The following is a 23749-nucleotide window of genomic DNA, read 5'->3' on the forward strand; positions in this document are numbered from 1 at the left end:
CTCGACCGCCGAGGATCAGCGCTTGGCAGACGCGATCGGGAAGCTGCCCGGTAGTTCAGCTCAATTTCCGTTCACAATCTTGTCGCGCTGGTCAGCGGAGAGCGCGTCCGCGTTGATGTCGGACTCGTCGATCGCTTCTTCCTTGGCTTCGCCTTGTTCCCGCGTGGCATCAGCCTTGGCCTGCATCATGTCCTCGGCCGTTCCGCTCATATTGTCGGCCATGGCGTCCATCCTGTCCGCCCTGTTTTCCATCGCCTCCTGCGCCTGTTCGCCCAACTTGTCGTCTCCTTTGCCGCCACAGGCTGCCAAAGCCAGGCTGAGGCTCGCGGCGCAGGCGAAGATAATTGTGCGATGCATGTCGTCTCTCTCATTTTCCATCCAGGCCATAACCCCTCAACCCAATGTCGGATCCCAGAGGCAGATCGGGAGGCGTGAACAATCCTTACAAATTCGGCGTAACGACCTTGAGACGGCGATATCTCGCCTCCACGAAGCTGAAGATGCCGAACAGCGCTAGGCCGGTCGCAACTATCAGCAAGAGTGATGGCCCATGATCCTGCTCACGCAGTTCCCGGAGCGCCGCGCCAAGACCGCCTGCCTCTTGTGGATCGCGGTTGAGCAGTACGTTAATCAGGAACCATGCGATCATGGCAAAGACCAGCGCCCGCGCGGCATAACCTGCTTGTCCGATCCAACGAACCTGACGGGGGGCAGGCACATCGCCGTCCAGTTCGTCGAAATTCGCCTGATATGCCTTGACGCCCTGAGCCACCGCGACGGCAAGGAGGGAAAGTGCCACGAAGGCCACCAGCAGCGGACCTGCGGGCTGCTCCAACAGCCAGCCGGACCAGCTTTGAGCGGCTTCGTCGCCCGGGCTGCCCAAGGATGCGGCTTTTCGCAACGCCAGGCGTGCTGCCGTCACCGCAAGACCAGCGTGGACAGTGCCGCTCAAGGCATAGCCAAGTCTTTCGAACTTCCCCTTGAAATCGCGCGATCGCATTTCGGGATCGAGAATGGCCTCGGTCAGACGCCAGAAGGCATAGCCAGCAAAGCCAAGAGCGCAAAGAGCGAGGAGCAAGCGGCCAAACGGCGCATCGGCGAGCGTGCCCAGGACGCCCTGATTGTCACTTGGCTGCCCCCCATCGAATGCGACGTCGATGGCGAATATGCCAATCAGAAGATAAACGAGGCCGCGCGCCGCAAAACCCAGCCGGGCAAACAAGGTGAACCAACTCCCGGAACCGTCGTACTTTGTTCTCATCGCGCCTCCTGGTCATGGAACGCCGGGGAGCCGACGAAGTTGCCGAGGCTGATTGCGACACCGTCGGCGCACGGCAGCAGGTCGGCCAGGCAATGTATGCCGATCATCCAAAGGCGCCAGCAAGATCGTTCCTGCTGCGATGAAACCAGAGCAGCGTGGCAACGTTACGCTGACACAACAAGGAGAGAGGCTGATGAAATGGTGCGTCTTTCTGGCGATCGCAGCGAGCGCCACATCCGCCGGGCAGGCGCAGTTGCCTGCTGCAAACCCGGTGCTCGCCCCTGAGGAAACCTTGCTGGTGGTGAGCGGAGAAGGACAGAGCCGCCGAGTGCCTGATGTGGCCGTCTTCTCAGCTGGCGTTGTTACACAGGGCAAGACGGGCGGCGACGCGCTCAGTGTCAACGCAATGCGGATGGATGAGGTGGTCAAAGCCTTGAAACGTGCCAGCATTGCGGATCGCGACATCCAGACATCGGCGCTTTCCCTGCAGCCGCAATATTCCAATCCGGAACAGGAGGCCCAGATTCGGGCAAGGATTACGCGTGAGCCCTATGTCGCGCCGGCACAGCCCCAGGCGCCCCGGATCATCGGCTATGAAGCGCGCAACAATGTGCAGGTGCGCGTCCGCAAGCTGGGTCAAATGGGGCGGATCATCGACACTCTGGTCCAGGCTGGCGCCAATCAGGTAGACGGCCCGTCCTTCACGCTGGACGAGCCCAAGGCCGCGCTCGACGAAGCGCGGACGGCGGCGGTGCGCGAGGCCCGGTCTCGCGCCGAGCTTTACGCGCGGGCGGCGGGGTTGCGCATTTCCCGCATCCTGTCGATCAGCGAGGGCGGAGGCTATTATCCCCAGCCGATCATTGTCAGGGGCCGCATGGCAGGAGCGCCCCCCGCGCCGCCGCCGCCAAGTCCAGTGGCACCGGGCGAGTTGATGCTCGGCGCAACCGTCTCCATCCAGTTCGCGCTTCGACCCTAGGCGTGAGCTGACGGCCTGGCCCGCGATGATCGCCGGGTCGCTCCTGCTTGCAGCGCTGCGAACCGGCAGATGATCGCGACGATCATGGATGCTCTCGCCCAGGCGGGCATCGTGGAGAAGAACATTCAAACCCGATCTCTGAACGTGCAGCGAATTGATTGGGGCGATCGCAAGGGTCAGTATCAGGCGAGTAACGTCATCAATGTCACGGTTCGGGATGTGGATCGCGCCTCCGCTGCCATCACGGCGGCTACGGCTGCTGGAGCCAACATCCCGAGCGGTCCCGACCTGCGCCTCGCGGACCCGGAAAAGGCAGCCAACTCAGCCTACACAGTGGCGTAAGAGGCAGCCCATGCGCGGGCGCAGGCCTACACCGATGCAGCGGGCATGACGATCGCCCGTGTCCTGACCATCCGCGATGCGGGCGGGACGCAAGGCAATCGCTACCTGCCCGGCGCCGTACCCGTCGCGGCGCCGCCTGTCGCTGTCGAGCAATCCGCCGCCAACGCCTCGACAGTTCTGCTCATGCCGGGGCAGACAGCGAGCACCCTTTCAGTTCAGGTCGATTTCGCGCTGGTGCCAAAAGCCGCCCTCTAACGAGCCGCGTCTCGTAAAAACGATTAGTTCGGGTGGCGACGCTTTGCGACCGTTCGGAAGCCAAATTTTACATCCCGGATGCAGACGCCCAGCTATCCCGTTTAGGTAGCAGGAGGCTTCCGATGTTGAACGCCCACCGTGATAAAATCTCGGCTTCCCTCACAGGAAAGTCGCCCCTCATTCCGCGATGATAAGTTAAACAGGCAAGTTTCGTCAGGACCGCCTGTCACTGGCACCTTGTAGATGATCAATGCGGCCAATCGGCTGGTTTCTTGCCGGTCTGGCCCGCTTGCAGGGCATCCAGCGCTCGCTTGAATGCCGGGCGTGCCATGCCCCGCGCCACATAGGCTCCGAGCGTAGGATAATTTGCGAGGATCGCGCCATCGACATGACGCAGGACCTGAACCATGAGCAGATCGCCCGCGCTAAAATCGCCATACAGCCAGTCCCGATCACCCAGCGCGGCAGCGAGTTCGCCAAGACGCACCTTCAACCGTTGCAGCACGCTTGGCCAGCGATCTTCAGCCCAGCTTTGCTTCGCGTCTATAATGCGAGCGATCACCTGATCCCATACTACTGGCTCGACGGTATTGAGCGCTGCGAAAATCCAGTCAATCGCGCGTGCCCGATCGGCCGGATCGTCGGGCAGCAGGCCCGGCCAGCGCTGCGCGATGTGCAGAACGATTGCACCAGATTCGAACTGAACGACGTCGCCCTCTTCATAGGCGGGCACCTGTCCGAACGGGTTGCGGGCACGATGCTCCGGATCCTTTTGCTCACCCCAGTTCAGATAGCGCACGTCATAGGCCTGGCCGACTTCCTCCAAAGCCCAGCGGACCCGCATGTCGCGTACAAGACCGCGCCCTTCGTCGGGCGCCCAATTGTAGGCGGTGAGTACAGGTCGGGTCATGCCGATTGGTCCGGCATGTTTTTCATATTTTCCCTCCATTCGTCATAGGCCGCAGGGGGAGAGCCGGTGAAGCCCTCCAACTGGCTCGCGAGCGCTCGCTGAAACGCCGGGCGCGCCGTGCCGCGCTTCACATAATCCACCAGCTTTGCCTGTTCGGTCAGCAGCGGATCATGCTCGATGATACGAAGCACCGAGATCATCATCAGGTCGCCTGCCGTGAAAGCCCCGTCAAACCATTCTTCATCGCCCAGTCGGTCAGCGGTTTCCTGCAACCGCTCCCGGATGCGGGTCTCGACGGCCGGGCGGCGCGGCCTGGACCAGGGTTTGTCGGCTTCGAACAGGTCGATGATGGACAGGTCCATGATCAACGGCTCGACCGTATTGAGCGCAGCAAACATCCATTCCGTTGCCCGGGCTCGGCCGGCGGCGTCGGCGGGAAAAAGGCCATCACGTGCTCGCAATGTGGTGGACGATCGCGCCGCTCTCGAACAGCGTGAGGTCACCCTCCTCCAGGGTCGGAACCTGTCCATAAGGTTGACGTCTGCGGTGCCCGGCTTCCTTCTGTTCGCCCTGGCGCAGATAGCGGACATGATATTCCTCGCCGACTTCATCCAGCGCCCACCGTACACGCAGGTCGCGGACTTGCCCTTTCGCGAAATCGGGCACCCAGTCGAACGCAGTGATGGTAACCGCCATATCGTCCTCTCTCGGAATCCGCCGCTCGGCCGCCGGGCTTTAGCGGGATGCCGCTGTCATCGCGACAAACAATGACACACAAATATGATTTGAGTCGGCATAAATATTCAGAGTTCGGCGCATATCAAGCATCGCGCACGGATCGGCGCATCGCGCCCAACCTACCTCACTAAATGCGACTGACTTGCATTAGTATCAAACATTCAGTAGCGAGCCTCAGGAAAACGGGGAACTCGATGCAAAAGACCATTCACGCTCTTCTGACAACCTGTGGGCTTGTGGTCACGGGCTCGGCATTCGCGCAATCGCCAGCCGGGTCGGACGGCGAGGCGGCTGCCCCGATTATCGTCACCGCCGCGCGCAGCATCCTGCCTGTCAACGCCCTGCCGCTGACCATCGACGTGATCGATAAAGAAATGCTCGACCAGCAGATCGCCATTTCCGGTTCGGTCACCGATGCTGTGGCGACGCTCACTCCTTCCTTCTCCCCCACGCGCCAGAAGCTGTCTGGCGCAGGCGAGACATTGCGCGGTCGATCGCCGCTTTACGCGATCAACGGCATCCCGCAATCGACGCCGCTACGCGACGGCGGGCGCGATGGCTTCACCATCGACGGTTTCTTCGTGGATCGCGTCGAGCTGATCTACGGCTCCAACGCGCTGCAGGGGATTGGCGGCACCGGCGGTATCGTCAATCAGGTCACCGTCGGCGCGCCCAAACAGGAAGGCCTCAGCAGCCGGGTGCTGCTGCAAGGGACGGCGGACAACAGGTTCCACTCCAACGGCATGGGCGGCAAAGCGGGCGGCCTGTTCCAGTATAAGGCGGGCGATTTCGACGCGACAGTCGGCGCGACCTACGAAAAGCGTGGCGTCTTCTATGACGGGCAGGACCGCCGCGTCGGCCTAAACCTGACGCAGGGCGAAACGCAGGATTCGCAGGCGACGAATGTCTTCGCACGGCTGGGCTACGCCGTTTCGGCGACCGGCCGCATCGACCTCATCGCCAGCCGCTTCGAGCTGAAGAGCGACGGCGATTACATTGCGGTCCTCGGCAACCGCCCGGTGGGCTTGCCGACCAGCGCCACACGGGGCGCTTCTCCCGGCGATCCAGCGGCCAACCGCACCGAAAGCATCGCCTTGTCCTACACCGACAGCGCGCTTTGGGGCGGCAATTTCATCAGCCAGCTTTTCTTCAACCGCTCCCGCGATACCTTTGGCGGCGAAAACCGCGATGCCACCGGCAAATATATCGCCTCCTTCCAGGACCCGAGCATCGCGCCGGTCGGCGATCTGTTCGATCAGTCGCAGAACCGCTCCCGCAAAATGGGCGCCAAGTTCAGCTATGAGCGCGCCGTGCCGGGGTTAGAGGCTCTGACCGCTACCCTCGGCTTCGATGCGCTGTGGGACAAGACCCAGCAGCAATTGATCGCTACCAACCGCGTCTGGGTGCCGCCCGCCGAGTTCCGCAGTCTCGCCCCCTTCGTGCAGACCAACCTCAAGCTGTTCGACGGACTGGTCCGCATCGCGGGCGGCGCGCGCTGGGAAAATGTGCAGATCAAGATCGATGATTTCCACACCCTCGCCCAGACCACCCAGACGCTCCCCGCCGGGCAGCGCTATTGGGGCGGCGTCGATGTCGCAGGCGGCAAGCCCAAGTTCGACGACCTGCTGCTGAACGGGGGTGTCATCCTCGAACCGTGGGACGGAATCCGCGCCTACGCCAGCTATGCCGAGGGCTACACAGCACCTGATGTCGGGCGGATCACGCGCTCGATCAATCTGACCGGCATCGACATCGACAGCTATCTTGCGATCGAGCCAATCGTCTCCAACAATCGCGAGATCGGTGTTGAAGTGAAGCGCGGACCGTTCGACGGGTCCGCCACCTATTTCTGGTCATCCAGCGATAAGGGCCAATTGCTCGTGCCTGGCACCGGCCGCAATTTCGACGTCCAGCGGCAGCGCATCGAGATCGAAGGGATTGAGGTCAATCTGCGCAGCCAAACACCGATCTCGGGCCTGAAGCTCGGCATCGGCTATGCCCATATCGAGGGCCGCTATGACAGCAATGCCGATGGTGCGGTCGATACCGATCTGGACGGCGTCAATATCTCACCTGATCGCGTAAACCTGTTCGCGACCTATAATCGTGGTCCAGTTTCAGCGATCCTCCAGACGCAATATTATCTCTCGCGCAGCTTCCATGCCGACGCTGGTGTGACGCAGCCCGATCCGCGCAACAACTTCGGCGGCTACGCCGTTACCGATGCCAGCATTCGTTACCAGACCGGTTTCGGCGGCGTCCGGTTGAGTGTGCAGAACCTGTTCGATAAATTCTACATCGATTACAGCAGCGACACGCGGCTGCCGTCCGACAATCTCACTTATTTCGCGGGACGCGGGCGCAGCTTCACGCTGAGCTGGGATTATAATTTTTGAAGATCCTCGACATCCTGCACCGCTGGATCGGCGGGTTGATCGGCCTGGTACTGGCGGTGCTGGGACTGTCGGGCGCGCTGCTGGTGCACAAGGATGCCTGGGTGATGCTCCCCCATGCATCCGATGTACTGGTGCAGGACGGCGCGGTCATCGCACGGACGGTCGAGCGGGTCATGGCCGATCCCGCCCACCGACCGGAGATGATAAGCTTTGCCGGGCCGAATTTCGGCCTCGACCGGCTACGTTTCGCGGACGATTCGGGCGCATATGTCACTCAGACAGGGGATTTGGTGACGCGCTGGGACAGCCAGTGGGAGCGGCCGGAACTTTGGCTGTTTGACCTCCATCACCATCTCTTCGCTGGCGACGTGGGCGAGACGGTCATCGGCATCGCCGCGCTGCTGGGGATGTTCTTCGTGATATCGGGCGTCATCCTGTGGATCCGGACGCGCAAGACCTTCGAATTTCGCCTTTTCCCCAGGCGGCTCACCCGCCCCGCAATCGTGCGCCAGCATCGCGATCTGGGCGTGATTGCTGCGCCCTTGCTGGTATTGGCGTTTCTGACGGGCTCCATATTGGTTTTCCGTCCCATGGCGGCGCTGATCCTTGGCCCCTCCGCGCCCGCGCAGATCGATGCCAGCCTGAAGCCACCCAAGGCCACTGCTGTACCGCTAGGCTCAAACCTCGACTGGCGCGCAATGATCGCCACGGCGCATGCGCGATTCCCCGATGCGGAGCTGCGCAGCCTGTCGCTGCCTCGCAAAAAGAGCGGCCTTATCACCCTGCGCATGAAGAAGCCGGAAGAATGGCTACCCAACGGCCGCACCACCGTGTGGTTCACGGCGGACAGCGGCCGGCTGATTGCGGCGCGAGACGCATCGCGTCTGCCTGTAGTCGTGAAAATCTATAATATGCTCTATCCACTCCACGCGGCTAAAGTGGGTGGTTTGGCCTATCGGCTGGTGATGACCTTCGCCGGTCTGGCTCTCACACTGTTGGGAAGTCTGACCCTCTGGTCCTTCTGGTTCGCTCGAGGCCGAACCCCAAACATGCTTCCGCGATCCGCCGACAATCCCAAACCTCTTGTTACCAACGCCAGGTAAGCCACGTATCTCGGTCTGCGTCACGGATACTGGTACTGGAATTCCAAAAGACATCGCCGCTCGCATCTTCGATCCCTTCTTTACGACCAAGGCAATCGGCCAGGGCACAGGCTAGGGTCTTTCCATGACCCACGGCTTCGTGCCGCAGTCTGGCGGGCAGGTTCGGGTGTACAGCGAACCCGGGGATGGCACCGCAATGTGCCTGTACCTTCCGCGCTTCTTGGGTGAGCTAGTCGATGATGTCGCCGAGATGCAGGAAGAAATTCCTGAGGTCGGTGCTGGCGAAACAGTGCTTGTGATTGATGACGAACTGACCGTTCGCATGCTGATCGTGGAGGTCCTGGAAGACGCGGGAAGATCCCGATCGAGTCTCTGGGCATACCCAAGTTCCTGCGCACCAAGGGGGCTTCCGGCTATCCAGATCTGCTGGTCGGCGGGCCTGGCTTTTGCTTCCCTGTGTTGCGGTGGAATGGTCGAGCATACAGCCGACATCATTTCGAATATGAGGGCAAGTCTTGCCGAGCGCGGTCGTGATGGTGATGGGAAACTCGACCCTTCTTTGCCGTTTAGGAGAAAAATTTCGCTGCTCCGGTGCGGACTGTCCGCTTGTCCATGCTGAGCACCCCGAAACTGGCCACTCGCTGGCGGTCAGGCTCGTTCCGCCGCTCGCAACGCAGGCAACAGTGCCGCTCGTCATTAATCTGATGTGCTTTGCAAAGTGTGGAAGTCCACATTGCCAACGCCGCCTAGGCCGTAATTAGCTGTGACTGGTCGATCACAGGATGGACCGTTAGCGACGAGGGACTCGCCAAAGCTGCTCTCGAACAATCAGGCTAGCCTGTCGCGCGCCTACCCTTGCACCGGATGATGAGGATGCTAAACCTTGGATCAGCCGGTCTCCGATCCCATAGGCGTAATCGCAGTCCCAGGATCAAAGCTATCTCGAACAGCCGCCTCCCAGTTGCCGATGCTGGCACATTGCAGTCCCGCGAAACGCTGCTGAACGCGCTATACGCTAGTGCGTCGGAGGTCCCCGCCTGGGTCAGCTTTACGCATGCTGCGCGCGAAGTTTTCGGCTGTGAACATGCAGCGGTAATGGTGGGCGCATGCGGCGTTGAGGTCGCTGTCGGCGCCTATTCAGAGGACGCGGTGGCAGCGGAGATCGAAGCGTTCTTCGCAACCACAATGCTGGAACCAAACAGCGGCGTGCACAGCCTCCCGGCCCTTGGCGGTGCGCATGTCACGCTCCTGCCCGTCGCCGATAGTCAGAAGCGAAGTGCAACGATCATATTGTGGCGGCAGAGTGAAAGTGCGCCCCTTTCCGCGCCGCAGGAACAGCTGCTTGCGTCCCTGTCGGAACCTTTGCGCCGCAGCTTGCAGATTTACTACCGGATCATGGATCTGGCGCGGCGCGGCATGTTGAGTGATCTTGCGCTCAACACCAGCCGCATCGGCGCTGCACTCGTAAGCAGTGATGCGGAGTTGATGCTGGCCAATGATGTGGCGGACCATCTGCTTGCGACCGGCGGCGGCTTGCGTGTCGTGGGCGGCCGCTTGCAGGCGGAAAGCGGAGAGGAAACCCGCGCGCTGCTTGCCGAAATCAGGCGTTGCGCGCTGGCCCAGGCGCCCGAGCCCGATCTGCAGAATTATGTGCCCATGGCCTTTTCCCGCCGCGACCATGACTTGCCGCTGACGATCATCGTCCGGCCAGGTCCCGGCTATTTCCCGCTGCGCCAGCCCAACCGGCGGACGGCCATCCTGGTGCTGCGTGATCCGGCAGCGCAAGCTGCCTGGCCAGCAGAAACACTCGCCCGCCTCTTTGGCCTCAGTGCTGCCGAAGCGCTGCTCGCGAGCAAACTAGCCAAGGGGGCGAGCCTTGAGGAAGCGGCGATGGAACTCGGCATCAGCCGCAACACCGTGCGGTCGCAGCTGCAAAGCATCTTCCTCAAGACCGGCATCAATCGCCAAAGTGACCTGATCCGGGCACTGCTGAACTCGGCCGCGACCTCAGCCTAAGTCAGGCTCAGCACGGCCCCCGCGCACGAGGCGGCCCGGCAGCACGCCGGTGGGCTGTCCATCGCGCAGCACGATCTCGCCCGCCAGCATGGTGACATGATAACCATCGGCCCGCTGCGTCAGCCGCCGTCCCCCCGCCGGAAGATCGAACGTCACCTCTGGCGCGTGCAGGCGAAGCGATTTCAGATCGATGACGTTGATGTCCGCCCGGTATCCGGGCGCAAGCACGCCGCGATCGTTGAGGCCGATGAGCGAGGCCGGGCCGCGCGTCAGCGCAACGACCGCGCGCTCCAGCGGCACCCGCCCGTAGGCGCGGTCCCGCACCCAGTGGGTCAGCAGGTGCGTCGAGTAGCTCGCGTCGCAGATCGCGCCATAATGCGCGCCCCCGTCGCCCAACCCCATCACCGCGTCAGGGTGCATCAATATCTTCCCCATCCCATCCAGATTGCCTTCGGCATAGTTGGAGATGGTGAGGTACAGTTGCCGCTTGCCATCCCGCTCCAACAGCATGTCGTAAGCAAGCTCGGCTGACGTGATGCCCATCGCCTCTGCCCGCCCCGCCATGCTTTCATCCAGCGATGGTTCGTAATTCGGCGTGTCGGCAAGCGGGAAGATACGGCCAAAGTCATGGACGAAGTTGGTCAAGGCATTGCCCGGATCGGGAGTCAGCGGGTCCGAGAGGATCGCGGCCCTCACCTCCGGCCGCCGCAGCTCCGCTATCTTGGCTTCGAAGGGCAGCTTGGCGAGCGATCGGTAGGTAGGGCTGGTACAGAAGGGGTGCAGGGTGAGTTGGTGCCCCATTACCGCGCCCGTCGCCCGGCCCAGAACCTGTACGCCGATGCGACAACCGGCTGCGTTGGCGGCGCTGATGCGCGACATCAACCTGCTGCGTTCCGGGTCTTGCGCCGTGCCGCTGACGGGAAAAGTGATCGGCCGACCCGATTTTTCGGCAATGCGGGTCAGCATGTCGAATTCCGCCTCTTCATCGGCGAAATCGCTGACGAACTGGAAGGTGCCGCCACCCGCCGCCGTCATGGCGTCCGCCAGCGCCTGGAGCTCGGCTTCCCCGGCGGTCAGGGTGGGGATCAGATTGCCGTCGATCGAACGGTGGAACATCGTGCGGGATGTGCCGATGCCCATCGCGCCCGCCGCGACACCCTCCTTCACAAGCGCGGCCATGCGGGAGCGGTCCTCCGCCGTAGCTGGCTCGCGCGCTTCGCCCCGCTTGCCCATCACATAGACGCGCAGCGCTGCGTGCGGGATAAGCGCGGCGACATCCGCGTCGAATGCCTTGTCGCCAATGCTGTCGAGATATTCGGGGAATGTCTCCCAATTCCAGGGCAGGCCCTCGGTCAGCACGGGGTTCGGAATATCCTCCACGCCCTCCATCAGCCGGACGAGCCCCTCGCGCTGCTCCGCGCGGCACGGGGCAAAGCCAACGCCGCAATTGCCCATCAGTACCGTGGTCACCCCATGCTCGGTAGATGGGCGCAGCCGGGAATCCCAGGTTACCTGGCCATCATAATGGGTATGAATATCGACGAAGCCGGGCGTCACGATCATGTCCGTAGCGTCAATCTCTTCGACCGCATCGCCCAGATCCATGCCCACCGCAGCGATGCGATCGCCGATGATCCCGACATCGGCCCGCCGGGCTTCGTTGCCCGTGCCATCGACCACCAGGCCATTGCGTATCAATATATCGAAGCCGCTCATTTCATTGCTCCTCGCCGTCGCCGTCTTTGCGGCGCGATCATTACTGCTCGTTCTATGCGCTGACGGTAGCAACAGAGGGCGTGCCCGCCTTCATCCAAACGGATGATCGCTAGTCGTCACGCCGCTTTTTCGCGCTTTCCTGCCGATCATTCATTTGCATGATGACAGTCGTGAAGCGCCGATTGAGAATAGCACCATCACAACAGTTCGGCGGTCACCGGCCTGCATCAGGCAGTCGCCAAAACAGGATCAGACTGAATCAGAAGAGGTGCTTGCAATGATCGAAACAAAAAAACTCGGCGCGATCGGGGTGGAAGTCATCGGCGTAGATCCTTCCAGAGCGATCAATGAGGATATAGCCCGGCAACTTGTTGCGCTGTGGCGGGAAGAAGGCGTTCTGCTGTTCCGGGGCGTCGGCGTCGCGCCTGAACTTCTGCTCAACCTCAGCCGGTGCTTTGGCGAACTGGAACCGCATCCCGTTCCCGACCTGCGCCTGCCCGAACATCCCGAATTGATCCTCCTCACCAACAAGGGTGGGCCGCGCGGGCCGGTCTATGCGTTTGACGGCGTACCGACCTATGGCCGGATACCCTGGCATACTGATCTTGCCTTTCAGGAAGTGCCCAATGCCGGGGCGCTGCTCAACATGGTGGAGAAGGCGACGATCGGCGGCCACACCGCCTGGCTCGACACCGCAGCGGCCTATGACGCGCTCGATGAGTCGCTCAAGCGCCGTATTGAGGGCCTCGAAGTACGCTTCGAATTTTGCACCGACCTCAGCCGCGTTCGCTTCGGCAATGAAAATGGCACGCGCGTCGGCGAAATGAAGATGAACTTTCCCGATTATCCGCCACAGGCAAGGCCGCTCGTCTGGAAGCATCCGCAAACCGGCCGCACGATCATGAATATCTGCCCGCTGAACCTGCAAGCCATTGTTGGCATGGATCAGGCGGAAAGTGATGAACTGCTCCAGACTCTGATCGGCCAGCTATGCCAACCGCGGTTCATCTACGAACATGATTGGGCCCAGGGTGACATCATCCTGTGGGACAATTACCGGCTGATGCATCGCGCCGAAGGACATCCGCTGGACGTCATCCGGGTCGTGTACCGGACGACATTGCGTGGATCGGCGAAGGTCGGGCGAACGATCGCTCCACACGCCGCGCTCGTCGCTTGAGGCGGTGCGCGCCGCCTGCCCTGACAACAGAAATTTGACACCGTGATCAAGGGCGTAGGCTTCGCCGCAGCGACAAAGGAACGAAGATGAAGCACAGATCCTCCTTGGAAAATCGTGGCAAAAGGTCGGAAGTTCCGCGGTTAGCGGAAGCAGAAACCGCCTCGTAGGCTGTTAAAACTTGCAGCCTGCATGTTTACGAGCTGCTACCGGCAGCAACCTTGCGCCGTCCCTTCATGATGATGGCCCATCAAGGGACCTCTTACACGCGTTCGATGCTTAGACGGTTTCAGTGCAAGTCACTCGTGGCACGATCGCACTGGCTTACGAGCAAATAGGCTCTCACCCTCGCCTCGTGAAGACTGCAGTTCCAGTGGCGACCATCGCCAACCATCGCGGCTGCGTTCGGGGGCGATCTAGGCGAGTTCGGCGTAAAAGAGAAACAACTTGCGTCAAATGTTATCAGGTCACACCTGGTGCTGGGTGCCGGACACCTGATCATCTGAGTGCTTGTGGTAAGTATCGACCGAAGCGATAATCCGACGATTGCGGGTGCCGAGCCAAAAAATCAGTCTCGACACCGCGGCATCGTTCAATACTCAAACGTAAGTTCAAGCCCATAAGTGCGCGGATCGCCGAAGATCGCGCTTGGCAGGCCGCCGTTAAAATGGGCGATATAATATTCCTTGTCGGTCAAATTCTTGCCAAAGGCCGACAGACGCCAGTTGCCGAAGCCCACCGGAATATCGGAAAGGGTGAGGCGGGCGTTGAGCAGTCCATAGTCTCCGATCACATAACGCGGATCGGCTGTGGACGTCGAAACCTTACTTTTGAGGAAATAGTCGACATTCGCCGTGAGGACGCCGATGGGCGTATCGGGGAAGCGATATTCCAGCGAAGTCGTCAGCGTATGTTTTGGCGCTTCGACAAAAGTATAGCGAGACGTGATGTCGTTGCCTGTTTGATCGAGGATCTGCTCGAACTTGGCGTCCAGATAGGCATAGTTGACTGAAAGCGTCAGCGCATCGACCGGCTTGGCGATCAGGTCCAGTTCGAAACCCTGTATCCGGGCCTTGCCTGCATTGAACACATCGGTGATCGCGACATTGGTCGGGTCGGACTGAAGATTGGTCTGGATATCCTTGTAGTTCGACCGGAACAGGGCGAAGTTTGTCTGGAGATGATTGTCGAGCCAGCTCGCTTTTACGCCGAGTTCGAAGGAGTCCAGCGTTTCGGGACCGAAGCCTTCATTGAAGCGCGTGATGCTGCTGGCGCGGATATTGTAACCGCCGGTCTTATAGCCACGCGCATATTTGGCGTAGATGTTGAGGTTGGGGGTGGCGTTATAGCCGATGACGAAGCTGGGGCTGAGGTTGGAGAAATGATTTTTGCCCTCGCCATGAGGTAGCACGGTCGGCGCGCCTGTCGCGGGAACGATCGTCTGAGCCAGCGTTGCTTCACGCTCGTCACGCGACCAGCGTAGGCCACCGGTCAGGTACAAGCCTTCCAGGAAGGCGGGACGCAAGGTCGCCTGGCCGTAGAGGGCATAGGCGCGGTTGTGAATCGTCGCGACGCGATCCACGCGGGGACGGCCGGTTATCGCCGAATAATCAGCGCTTTCGCCATTTTCGTCGAAATAATAAGCGCCAAGAACATAATCCAGCCGGCGATCGAGAGCGGAGCCGACAAGTTGCACTTCCTCGCTCCATTGATCCTGCTGCTGATCAAAGCCAGTCAGGATCAACGGGAATGGGCCGACGACGCCGGTCAGATAATTCTGATTGGTGACGCTGGAGAGCTTCCGATAGCCGGTGAGCGATTTCAAGGTGACGTCGTCAGCCACTTCCCAGTTGATGGTGAGGTTATGACCTTGAGACGTGGCATCGTTCGGCATGAGGTTGCGCACAAAGGATGACCCCGCCGTCGGCCGGTCGGCCGTGCGCGGGTAGAAAGGCGCCGCGGCCATGAAGACGGGTGTGTCGTTGATGTCGGAACGGTCATAGGTGTAGCGCAGTTGCAGAGCATCGGTCGGCTGGAACAGAATGGCCGCGCGATAGGCGTCGCGGCGCTGATCCCCCCAGCGATCGACGCCGGTGCCCGGATTATCGACAAAGCCATCCTTCTGGCTGTGCAGATAGCCCAGTTCGACCGCCAGCTTGTCACCCACCGGGATGTTTACGCGGGTGCGCGACCGAAACTGGTTGTAGTTGCCGACGGCGAGGGTTTGCTTCGCGGAAAACTCGCCCAGTTCAGGCGCGCGAGTAATGTAGTTGATCGCGCCGCCCGTCGCATTGCGGCCATAGAGCGAACCCTGCGGCCCGCGCAGCACTTCAATCCGCTCGACCTCCGCAACTTCGGCAGAGAGGCCCTGGTTGCGGGCGATGTAGATGCCGTCCAGATAGACTGCGACGCTGGGGTCCACGGTGATCTGGTCGTCATTATTGCCGATCCCGCGAATGAAAACGCGAGCCGTTGTCGCGCTGTTCGGATGGGGAGTCACGGCAAGGCTGGGGACCAGCGTGCGCAGGTCGGTGATGTCGGCAATGCCCTTCTTTTCAATGTCGGCGCCGGTCATGGCCATCATCGATATGGGCGTTTTCTGAAGGGATTCAGATCGCTTTTGGGCGGTGACGACGATCTCCTGGATGCCCCCGCCATCCTCTTCCTGGGCGAGCGCGGGTGAGGCGCAGGCGAAAAGGCACAGTGCCAGGGCGTGGCGTGAAATAGCGTTGTTCATGATAGTTCCTCCCTGTTGTACGATGTTGTTTCGTACTGGTTAGCGTATGACGAGATTGATCGGGGTGACGGTGAGGTCGAGCGCGGCGAATATCTGCCCGAGCGCGGACGACCCTGCGCCGGAGATTGCGCCTGTTTTCACCAACGCGTCGACGGACTGGCTGCCGGAGACTAGATCTCCCAGCGCAGTGCGCTCCAGATTCACGACGGGCATGGTCCCCGCCTGGCCCCGCCGAAACTTCAAGGTGCTGTTACGCAGTTCGAGAAGCCATGGGTCGCTTTCTCCAGCGATGGCCAAGGCGACGGCATGGTCGCCAGCCCCGGCCCGCTTCGGATCGACCTTGTAGCGGATCTGCTCGAGCATCAGCGCCACCGGCATCTTACGGATATTGTCCGGGTTCATGTAGCGCGCGGTGAGGCCCGCCTGCTGCAGCTTTCCTTCCAGCTCCAGCGCGCCCATCAGGTAGAAGCCGCGCCGGTTGCTGTTATAGGTGGCGTAGCCCAGCTTGCGGAAAGCAGCGGCCTTCAGGCGACGCGCGTCCATATCCTGATGGTCGATGGCGATGAGCAGCGTCGTCAGCTCCGCAGCCCATTGCGCGTCGCCCTGTGCAAAGGCGCGGTTAGCAGTGGCAAGGACCGGCGCTCGCCCGCCCATCAACGCCACCTCCCGCCGCGCGCGTTCCACGCGCGGCGTGGGTGTAAGATCGGTCGCATCGCCGGAGAACCAGCTGATATAGCCGACATAATAGCTGCGCGCGGCATCGGCGGCGGTGCCATAATATTCGGTCGTATAGGGTTCCGAACGCAGCCATTGCGGCAACGGTCCCAATGCATCGGGCAGTTCATCCTGCGTGACGCCCTTGTTGATCAGGCGGATCGTCTGGTCATGCGTATATTGGATCGCATCCTCATAGCGGGTCAGCAGCGCCTTGATCTGCGGCGCGCCCTCCACGACCGGCCCATGCATCGGCACTATCCAGGCGGCGTCATAACGCTCCATCCGGCGCAGCGCCTCGATCCAGCGGTTGGCGTCGCGCATCTTGGTGCCGCGCATCGAATGGAGGTTAGGGAAAGTCGGCCCCTGCACCTCGTCGCCCGAAATCAGCACCTGATAATCGGGGAGCCATGCCGCGATATGCGAGGCAGCCTCCCCGCCAGTGTGGAACAGGTGCAGCTTAACCCCAGCGATTTCGATGTCGCGCGCCCCGTCCATATCGACGAACTGCGTGGGTGGGATATAGGCGGACTCATTCTTTCCAGCCGCGCCCAAGCCGCCACAGCAGCCGACATGGAAATCCTCAGCCTCCTTCCCGGTCAGGCTGAAGCCGAACATATAAGCGGCGCGGGTGGCGACGGTCGGCAGCGTCGCAACGCCTTCATCCGACAATTCCTTCAGGAAATTGGAGGCGGCATAGATCGGCACCTTGCCGCTGGCGACGTCGGCCGGGGTTGCGAAGACCCCTGCTCCATTCACATGATCGGGATGATGGTGCGTGTAGATGATCGCCTTGATCGGCTTGGTCGAGATCTGCGCCCTTATCTTTGCAAGGGCGGCGGTCGCGACATCGCGGTTCATGCCGGTGTCAAGGAGGATCAGCCCGTCGCTGCCTTCGACGACGACGATGTTCATGCCCTGAAATTCGATCTGCCAGACCGGCGTCTTTCCTACATGCGTAACGCGCTCCTGAAACAGGCGGGCATGCGCGGTGTAATTGGACGGCGCGGAAAAGGGCACGTTCAGGTCTGGCGCATGAGCGAGCGCAGGGGTGGCTGCGCCGGCCAGCAGCAGGGCTGTCAGGATGCGCATCAGATCGACGCTCCCGGCGCATGCGGTAACTGGCGAATGCGACGTCGGTCGACGCAGCAGGTCGAAACCCTGCGGGTCATATACTCTCCTATCGTTCATTTTGTCGTTTGCCGGCTTGTACTGTACGAAACTCCTCCGTACAAGATACAAACAAGATGGAGTGGATGAGCGATGCCAAGGCGTTCGGCAATGAAAGTTGGCGCAGGATTTCTGGCGGTTCTGCTGGCTAGTGCAGCGCCTATCGCGGCGCAAACCGTGCTACCACGCGCACCCGAACCATTTGCGGGCAAGATCGGGCAGACCTATGCCGATTCGGTCGCCGCCTTCCCCAAGCCGGTGACCGCGCCTGCGGGAGCACCCAATGTTCTGCTGATCCTGACAGACGATGTGGGCTTTGGCGCGGCATCCACCTTTGGCGGGCCGATACCTACACCCAATCTCGACCAGCTGGCGGCGCGCGGCCTGGTCTATAACCGCTTTCACACGACGGCCATGTGTTCACCGACGCGCGCCTCTCTGTTGACGGGACGTAACCATCATGCGGTGGGCAATGCCGTGGTCAGCGATATCGCCACGGGATATCCCGGCTATTGGTCGATGATCCCCCGCAGCGCAGCCACGGTCGCCGAGGTGCTGCGCCAGAATGGCTACAACACGGCGATGTTCGGCAAGCATCATAATATCCCGGCGCAGGAGGGCTCCATCGCAGGCCCCTTCGATCAATGGCCGACGGGGCTAGGCTTCGAGCAGTTTTACGGCTTCCTGGGCGGCGACACGGAACAATGGACGCCCAAGCTCTATCGCGGCAATGCGCCCGCCGAGCAGAAATATGACAAGGACCCGACCTACATCCTGGACCGTGATCTGGCGGACGAGGCGATCGGCTATGTCCACGCGCAGAAGGCGGCGGCGCCCGACAAGCCCTTCTTCCTCTATTATGCTCCCGGCACGGCGCACGCCCCGCATCAGGCGCCAGCCGACTGGATCGCGAAGTTCAAGGGCCAATTCGACCAGGAATGGGACGCGGTTCGCGCCGAAACCCTGAAGCGGCAGATCGCGATGAAGATCGCTCCGCCAGGCACCAAGGCCACGCCGCGCATCGGTGATATTCCCGCCTGGGACAGGCTGAACGCCGACCAAAAGCGCGTCTATGCGCGGATGATGGAAGTCTATGCAGGCATGCTCGCCTACCAGGACGCGCAGATCGGCCGCCTGCTGGACGAGTTGGACCGCATGGGCGAGAGCGGCAACACGCTCGTCATGTTCATCGAAGGCGACAATGGCGCGTCATCCGAAGGCGGAATGGCGGGCAGCACCAATGAGCTGGGCACCTTCGCCAACGGCGCGACGGAGGACATGGCCTGGCTCAACAGCATGATCGACAAGCTAGGCGGCAAGGACAGTTACGGTCATTTTCCGGTCGGCTGGGCCTGGGCGACCAATGGGCCCTTCCCATGGATGAAGCAGATCGCCTCTCACCTTGGTGGAACACGCAACGGCATGGTCGTGTCCTGGCCCGATCATATCAAGGCGCGGGGCATCCGTTCGCAATTCACCCATGTGAATGATGTGATGCCGACGATTTTGGAAGTGGCGGGGATCAAGGCGCCCGAGAGCGTCAATGGCATCGCGCAGCAGCGGATCGACGGCGTCAGCTTTGCCTATAGCTTCGATGCGCCCAAGGCTGCGGAGCGGCATGATACCCAATATTTCGAGATGATCGGCACGCGGGCCATCTATCACAAGGGCTGGATGGCCAGCACCACGCCCGCCCGCATGCCATGGAAGATGGGCGAAGTTCTCAGTTCTCCCCTCGATTATAAATGGGAACTTTATGACCTGAACAAGGACGATGCGCAGTCCCGCGATCTGGCGGCGCGCTATCCGGAGAAGCTGAAGGAGTTGCAGGCGCTCTGGACGGCAGAGGCGCAAAAGAACAACGTGTTCCCGCTCGATGGGCGGCAATCGCTCGACCGTTCCTCCGCTTCGAAGATCGCCTTCGCGCCGCGCCGCAAGAGCTTCACCTATTGGGGCAAGGGGATCAGCGTAGCTGAAGGCGCGGCCCCCATGATCCGGGGGCGTTCCTTCGAGATCGTCGCCGATATCGACATGCCCTCGGGCGGCGGCAACGGCCCGCTGGTCGCGCAGGGCAGCAAGTTCGGCGGCTGGAGCTTTTACCTGAAGGATGGGAAACCAGCAGCGCACGTGGCGTTGACGCAGCAGCCAAGCCATCAATGGGACGTCGCGGCGGCCACACCGATCCCGGCGGGTCCGGCCAAAATCAGCTATGCGTTCGACTATGATGGCGGCGGCTTCGGGCGCGGCGGGCTGATGCGCATCAGCGTCAACGGCAGCGAAGTCGCGCGCGGGCGGATCGAGCGGACCTTCCTGATCCCCGCCGGGCTCGGCGAGACCTTCGACATTGGCGACGACACGGGGGCGACGGTGATCGACTACCCGAACGGCCATTCATTCAACGGCGAAGTCCGCAAGATCGAGGTATTTCTGAAATGAGAAAAATGCTTGCCGCAGCTTTGCTTGCGAGCGCGTCGCCGCTTGCCGCGCAAACGGTATTGCCGGCCCCGGCTGCTCCGTTCGCGGGGAAGATCGGGCAGACCTATGCCGATTCCACTCCCGCCTTTCCCAAGCCCGTTACCGCGCCCGCCGGAGCGCCCAACGTGCTGCTAATCCTGACAGATGATGTGGGCTTTGGTGCGGCGTCGACCTTTGGCGGGCCGATACCTACGCCCAATCTGGATCGGCTGGCGGCCCGGGGCCTAGTCTATAACCGCTTTCATACCACCGCCATGTGTTCGCCCACACGCGCTTCGCTGCTGACCGGGCGCAACCATCATGCGGTGGGCAACGGCATCGTCGCCAATCTGTCCACGGGCTTCCCGGGCTATACCAACATATTACCGAAAAGCGCGGCGACGGTGGCCGAGGTGCTGCGGCAGAATGGCTATAATACCGCCATGGTCGGCAAGCATCATAATGCGCCGGAAGCTGATGTGTCGCCAGCAGGGCCGTTCGACATGTGGCCGACAGGGCTTGGTTTTGAACATTTCTACGGCTTCATGTCGGCGGAGACCAATCAGTTCACCCCCGCCCTGTATCGCGGCATCACGCCCATACCTACGCTGAAGGAAGGGGTGCTGGACAAGGCGCTCGCCGACGAGGCGATCCAATGGATCCACAATCAGAAGGCGTCCGCGCCAGACAAGCCCTTCTTCCTCTATTATGCGACGGGCTCCGCCCACGCGCCGCTTCAGGCCCCCGCGGATTGGATCGCGAAGTTCAAGGGCCAGTTCGACAAGGGATGGGACGCCGTGCGGGCGGAAACCGTCCGCCGCCAGAAACGGCTCGGCATCATACCCTCCGCCACGCAGGACACCGCGCGGCCCGACGGCCTGAAGGCGTGGAGCGAACTGACCCCCGACCAGCGTCGGATCAACGCGCGCTTCATGGAGGTCTATGCGGCGATGCTCGCTTATCAGGATGCGCAGATTGGCCGCGTCCTCGATGAACTCGATCGCATGGGGGAAAGCAACAACACGCTGGTGATGTTCATCGAAGGCGACAATGGCGCTGCCGCCGAAGGGGGAGACAATGGCAGTTCAAACCCCATGTCCGCCTTCGCCAACGCCATGCAGGAGGATGATAGGCTGCTGCTCGCCAATCTGGACAAGATCGGCGGTCCGGATGCCGTCGCCAACTGGGGTTATGGCTGGGCCTGGGCGACGGACGCGCCGTTTCGCTGGTTCAAGCAATATGCCTCTCATCTTGGCGGCACCCGCAACGGGCTGGTCGTGTCCTGGCCCGATCATATCAAGGCGCGCGGAATCCGGTCGCAATTCACGCATGTGACCGATGTGATGCCGACGATATTGGAAGTCGCGGGCCTGAAGACGCCTGATGTCGTCAATGGCGTGGATCAGCAGCGGATCGACGGCGTCAGTTTCGCCTATAGCTTCGCCGCGCCCAAAGCGCCTGAGCGGCACGACACCCAATATTTCGAGATGATGGGCAACCACGCCATTTACCATCAAGGCTGGCTGGCGAGCAGCACGCCCATCAATCTGCCGTGGCAGCGCGGCGACGGTTCGGTCCTGCCGAACCAATATAAGTGGGAGCTGTACGATCTGCGCAAGGATTTCTCCCAGGCGCATGATCTGGCGGGGAGCCAGGGCGCGAAGCTGAAGGAAATGCAGGCGCTTTTTCAGAAGGAGGCGGAACGGAACCAGGTTCTCCCGCTTGACGACCGGCTGACGCTCGCGCGGTTCCAGGCGGCGGAGAGCCAGCGGCCGCATCGATCGACCTACAGCTATTGGGGGGCGGGCATCAGCATCCCCTCGGTCAGCGCCGCGCCGTTGTTGGCGCGCAGCTTCCGCATCACGGCCGATATCGACGTGCCGAATGAACCTGCAACCGGCGCGCTCGTGGCGCTGGGCAGCAAATTCGGCGGTTGGAGCTTCTATCTGAAGGACGGTCTCCCCATTGCCCTGATGGCGGCATCGCAGCTGGCGGACGACCAGTCGCAGGTGGCTGCGGCGCAACCGCTTGCGGCCGGGCAACAGCGGCTGGTGTTCGACTTCCGCTATGATGGTGGCGTCAATGCCGGGGGCGAGATGACGATCAGCGCCAATGGCGACATTATCGGACGGGGCCGCATCGCGCGCACCATCTCGAAACTGCCGGAGATGAGCGACACGCTGGACATCGGCTTTGACGCCGACACGCCGGTCACGTCCGGCTATGCGGCGGGCGGGCATTTCCCCGGCCGGATCGGGAAGGTGGACATCGCCGTGGGCAAGCCGGGCGCTGGCGGTGAAGCGCCCTGAACGGCGAGCCCCTGACGCCTGCAGTCCCGCGCGACCGCAGGCGTCAGGAGCCGCTTTTCGGCTTTGCCCGTTGACGTCGCGCCCTTTCCCGCCGTTAAGATGATCCCGCATGGTCGAAATCACTCTTCATCCCGATAGCGCCGAGCGCGACGGCAGGACGCAAATCCTTGACGCAGCCGGCGAAGTCTTTCTGTCCGAGGGCTTCGAACGCGCGAGCGTCGACCGGATTGCTGCCGTCGCGCACATGAGCAAGCAAAGCATTTACGAGCTTTATCCCAACAAGCTCGCCCTGTTCGAGGCCGCCGTCCGTAACAAGTTGAACGGCGCGTGGCTCAGCATGACCAATATCGACAACGGCACGGATGCCGAGGACACGCTGACCCGGTACGCCATGCGCCTGTTCGAAGGTTTCGCCGAACCGGTGAATTTCGGACTGTTCCGCGCCAATATCGAGGCGGCGAACCATGTGCCGGAATTGGCGGCGGAATTGCACGAAAGGCGACTGGCATCGTCTCAACCCCTTGCCTTTTACCTTGAAGCGTTGATCGAGGGCGCGGTGATCGTGCCGTGCGATCCACTCGCCATGGCTATCCGCTTCGGCGGCGTGGCGGTGGAAGGCGCGCGCTATTTTCTGGGCAAGCAGTTGCCGGGCAAGGCCACGCAGAAGCGCATTGTGGATCAGGCCGTGCGAATGTTCCTGAACGGATATCGCAGCGTGCAGGACACGGCCGGGGACAATGCCCTTTCTACGCCGATCGAGCCGCCTGTCCGCGAAGGCGTCACCGCGCTGCGGCTGCCTGCGGAAAAGCTGTTGGCGCTGCTGGATGCAGCGACGAGCGAATTTCTGGAACATGGCTATCGCCGCGCCAGCATCGACCGCATCTCGGCGGCGGTAAGGGTCAGCAAGGCGACCATCTACCGGCAGTTCGGCAACAAGGAAAATCTGCTGCGCTACATCGTTCAACGCGAAATTTTCGCAGCCAATCAGCAGCCGTTCGAGCTGCTGCCCGCGAGTACGGACGCGGAAATCGCGATTGTCGCTCTGGCGCGTCAGGCGCTGGACCGTCATCTGGAACCGGCAAATATCCGCATTCACCGGCTGCTGATCGTGGAAGCCGATTTCATCCCCGACCTCGCGCAGCTTTTCTATGAAGGCCGGGTGCGCCGCCTGGGCGATGCGCTGGAGCAGCAACTGGAAGCGCTGGGCCTGGCTCGTCCCAGCCAGTCCGCGACACGCATGTTCTATACGCTCGCGACCTTCGCCGTTCGCTTCTTCACCGCCATGACGCCGCCCTCGGAAACGGACCGCGACATGTATGCCAGAGAGTGCGCCAGGCTGTTCCTGAATGGGCTGCGCGCAGGCAATAAGCAAAAGGCGATCGCGCAAGCAGATTGAATCCGGAGCATTGATGCGTCAGTTTTCCAAGCAAAAGGCGATGCGATCGTCACGGGCAGCTCAACCCGACACCAGCGGC

At 61.7% G+C, this 23749-nt stretch carries 18 protein-coding genes and 1 pseudogene; 11 read left to right on the forward strand and 8 right to left on the reverse strand.

Translation table 11 applies throughout. From position 1 onward, the window contains the following. Positions 1 to 60: 60 nt before the first annotated feature. Positions 61 to 357 carry a hypothetical protein gene (locus ACZ5TH_RS07040; RefSeq protein ID WP_460986138.1) on the reverse strand — a complete coding sequence of 99 codons (297 nt, stop codon included), beginning with the start codon at positions 355 to 357 and terminating at the stop codon, positions 61 to 63. A gap of 85 nt (positions 358 to 442) precedes the next feature. Then, positions 443 to 1261: a DUF1206 domain-containing protein gene (locus ACZ5TH_RS07045; protein ID WP_464793400.1), complete on the reverse strand. Its 819-nt coding sequence runs from the start codon at positions 1259 to 1261 to the stop codon at positions 443 to 445. A gap of 193 nt (positions 1262 to 1454) precedes the next feature. Here ACZ5TH_RS07045 and ACZ5TH_RS07050 point away from each other — a divergent pair, with 193 nt between their 5' ends. Both ACZ5TH_RS07050 and ACZ5TH_RS07055 read left to right on the forward strand, forming a co-directional pair. Beyond that, positions 1455 to 2237, forward strand: a complete 783-nt coding sequence (locus ACZ5TH_RS07050) for an SIMPL domain-containing protein (protein WP_464793401.1) — start codon at positions 1455 to 1457, stop codon at positions 2235 to 2237. A gap of 84 nt (positions 2238 to 2321) precedes the next feature. After that, a pseudogene (locus ACZ5TH_RS07055) lies at positions 2322 to 2834 on the forward strand (SIMPL domain-containing protein). A gap of 247 nt (positions 2835 to 3081) precedes the next feature. On the opposite strand, the gene ACZ5TH_RS07060 reads toward ACZ5TH_RS07055, so the two are convergent. The 3 genes from ACZ5TH_RS07060 to ACZ5TH_RS07070 are packed head-to-tail and all read right to left on the reverse strand — an operon-like array spanning position 3082 to position 4440. Continuing rightward, a complete protein-coding gene (locus ACZ5TH_RS07060) occupies positions 3082 to 3744 on the reverse strand; it encodes a glutathione S-transferase family protein (RefSeq protein WP_464793402.1) in 663 nt (220 codons plus the stop codon). After that, positions 3741 to 4142, reverse strand: a complete 402-nt coding sequence (locus tag ACZ5TH_RS07065; RefSeq protein WP_464793403.1) for a glutathione S-transferase C-terminal domain-containing protein — start codon at positions 4140 to 4142, stop codon at positions 3741 to 3743. Before ACZ5TH_RS07065 ends, ACZ5TH_RS07060 begins: the two co-directional genes overlap by 4 nt. Before the next feature lie 49 nt (positions 4143 to 4191). Continuing rightward, on the reverse strand, positions 4192 to 4440 hold the full coding sequence (locus ACZ5TH_RS07070; protein ID WP_464793404.1) for a glutathione S-transferase N-terminal domain-containing protein: 249 nt from the start codon (positions 4438 to 4440) through the stop codon (positions 4192 to 4194). Positions 4441 to 4676: 236 nt separating this feature from the next. On the opposite strand from ACZ5TH_RS07070, the gene ACZ5TH_RS07075 reads away from it, so the two are divergent. From ACZ5TH_RS07075 to ACZ5TH_RS07095, 5 genes are all read left to right on the forward strand, one after another. Beyond that, positions 4677 to 6878, forward strand: coding sequence for a TonB-dependent receptor (locus ACZ5TH_RS07075; protein WP_464793405.1), 2202 nt, complete (start codon positions 4677 to 4679; stop codon positions 6876 to 6878). Further along, on the forward strand, positions 6875 to 7981 hold the full coding sequence (locus tag ACZ5TH_RS07080) for a PepSY-associated TM helix domain-containing protein (RefSeq protein WP_464793406.1): 1107 nt from the start codon (positions 6875 to 6877) through the stop codon (positions 7979 to 7981). The genes ACZ5TH_RS07075 and ACZ5TH_RS07080 overlap by 4 nt, the downstream gene beginning before the upstream one ends. Beyond that, entirely contained in the window at positions 7962 to 8096 is a 135-nt protein-coding gene (locus ACZ5TH_RS07085; RefSeq protein ID WP_460986145.1) for an ATP-binding protein, read from the forward strand. The genes ACZ5TH_RS07080 and ACZ5TH_RS07085 overlap by 20 nt, the downstream gene beginning before the upstream one ends. Before the next feature lie 9 nt (positions 8097 to 8105). Beyond that, the gene (locus ACZ5TH_RS07090; protein ID WP_464793407.1) at positions 8106 to 8600 is read left to right on the forward strand and encodes a hypothetical protein; all 495 of its coding nucleotides are present in this window, start codon (positions 8106 to 8108) and stop codon (positions 8598 to 8600) included. A gap of 359 nt (positions 8601 to 8959) precedes the next feature. Further along, the gene (locus tag ACZ5TH_RS07095; RefSeq protein ID WP_464793408.1) at positions 8960 to 9997 is read left to right on the forward strand and encodes a helix-turn-helix transcriptional regulator; all 1038 of its coding nucleotides are present in this window, start codon (positions 8960 to 8962) and stop codon (positions 9995 to 9997) included. Here the strand turns inward: ACZ5TH_RS07095 and ACZ5TH_RS07100 are convergent. Then, positions 9989 to 11713 carry an N-acyl-D-amino-acid deacylase family protein gene (locus ACZ5TH_RS07100; RefSeq protein ID WP_464793409.1) on the reverse strand — a complete coding sequence of 575 codons (1725 nt, stop codon included), beginning with the start codon at positions 11711 to 11713 and terminating at the stop codon, positions 9989 to 9991. The genes ACZ5TH_RS07095 and ACZ5TH_RS07100 overlap by 9 nt on opposite strands. A gap of 277 nt (positions 11714 to 11990) precedes the next feature. On the opposite strand from ACZ5TH_RS07100, the gene ACZ5TH_RS07105 reads away from it, so the two are divergent. Then, on the forward strand, positions 11991 to 12893 hold the full coding sequence (locus ACZ5TH_RS07105; protein ID WP_464793410.1) for a TauD/TfdA dioxygenase family protein: 903 nt from the start codon (positions 11991 to 11993) through the stop codon (positions 12891 to 12893). Between the two features lie 589 nt (positions 12894 to 13482). Here the strand turns inward: ACZ5TH_RS07105 and ACZ5TH_RS07110 are convergent. Next, on the reverse strand, positions 13483 to 15627 hold the full coding sequence (locus ACZ5TH_RS07110; protein WP_464793411.1) for a TonB-dependent receptor: 2145 nt from the start codon (positions 15625 to 15627) through the stop codon (positions 13483 to 13485). A gap of 39 nt (positions 15628 to 15666) precedes the next feature. Further along, positions 15667 to 17433: an alkyl sulfatase dimerization domain-containing protein gene (locus ACZ5TH_RS07115; protein WP_464793412.1), complete on the reverse strand. Its 1767-nt coding sequence runs from the start codon at positions 17431 to 17433 to the stop codon at positions 15667 to 15669. 189 nt (positions 17434 to 17622) lie between these two features. Between ACZ5TH_RS07115 and ACZ5TH_RS07120 the strand changes: the two genes are divergently transcribed. From ACZ5TH_RS07120 to ACZ5TH_RS07130, 3 genes are all read left to right on the forward strand, one after another. Further along, positions 17623 to 19947: an arylsulfatase gene (locus ACZ5TH_RS07120; protein WP_464793413.1), complete on the forward strand. Its 2325-nt coding sequence runs from the start codon at positions 17623 to 17625 to the stop codon at positions 19945 to 19947. A 59-nt stretch (positions 19948 to 20006) separates the two neighbouring features. Beyond that, positions 20007 to 22274, forward strand: a complete 2268-nt coding sequence (locus ACZ5TH_RS07125; RefSeq protein ID WP_464793414.1) for an arylsulfatase — start codon at positions 20007 to 20009, stop codon at positions 22272 to 22274. Between the two features lie 109 nt (positions 22275 to 22383). Beyond that, positions 22384 to 23670: a TetR/AcrR family transcriptional regulator gene (locus ACZ5TH_RS07130; RefSeq protein WP_464793415.1), complete on the forward strand. Its 1287-nt coding sequence runs from the start codon at positions 22384 to 22386 to the stop codon at positions 23668 to 23670. The last annotated feature ends 79 nt before the right edge of the window (positions 23671 to 23749 follow it).

This window comes from Sphingobium sp. TomTYG73 (assembly GCF_055394245.1).

Coding starts and splice junctions, on each gene's coding strand:
- ACZ5TH_RS07090 (WP_464793407.1), top strand. CDS start 8,106: ATGACCCACGGCTTCGTGCCGCAGTCTGGCGGGCAGGTTCGGGTGTAC.
- ACZ5TH_RS07065 (WP_464793403.1), bottom strand. CDS start 4,142: ATGTTTGCTGCGCTCAATACGGTCGAGCCGTTGATCATGGACCTGTCC.
- ACZ5TH_RS07130 (WP_464793415.1), top strand. CDS start 22,384: ATGGTCGAAATCACTCTTCATCCCGATAGCGCCGAGCGCGACGGCAGG.
- ACZ5TH_RS07110 (WP_464793411.1), bottom strand. CDS start 15,627: ATGAACAACGCTATTTCACGCCACGCCCTGGCACTGTGCCTTTTCGCC.
- ACZ5TH_RS07045 (WP_464793400.1), bottom strand. CDS start 1,261: ATGAGAACAAAGTACGACGGTTCCGGGAGTTGGTTCACCTTGTTTGCC.
- ACZ5TH_RS07060 (WP_464793402.1), bottom strand. CDS start 3,744: ATGACCCGACCTGTACTCACCGCCTACAATTGGGCGCCCGACGAAGGG.
- ACZ5TH_RS07115 (WP_464793412.1), bottom strand. CDS start 17,433: ATGCGCATCCTGACAGCCCTGCTGCTGGCCGGCGCAGCCACCCCTGCG.
- ACZ5TH_RS07120 (WP_464793413.1), top strand. CDS start 17,623: ATGAAAGTTGGCGCAGGATTTCTGGCGGTTCTGCTGGCTAGTGCAGCG.
- ACZ5TH_RS07105 (WP_464793410.1), top strand. CDS start 11,991: ATGATCGAAACAAAAAAACTCGGCGCGATCGGGGTGGAAGTCATCGGC.
- ACZ5TH_RS07100 (WP_464793409.1), bottom strand. CDS start 11,713: ATGAGCGGCTTCGATATATTGATACGCAATGGCCTGGTGGTCGATGGC.
- ACZ5TH_RS07075 (WP_464793405.1), top strand. CDS start 4,677: ATGCAAAAGACCATTCACGCTCTTCTGACAACCTGTGGGCTTGTGGTC.
- ACZ5TH_RS07050 (WP_464793401.1), top strand. CDS start 1,455: ATGAAATGGTGCGTCTTTCTGGCGATCGCAGCGAGCGCCACATCCGCC.
- ACZ5TH_RS07070 (WP_464793404.1), bottom strand. CDS start 4,440: ATGGCGGTTACCATCACTGCGTTCGACTGGGTGCCCGATTTCGCGAAA.
- ACZ5TH_RS07040 (WP_460986138.1), bottom strand. CDS start 357: ATGCATCGCACAATTATCTTCGCCTGCGCCGCGAGCCTCAGCCTGGCT.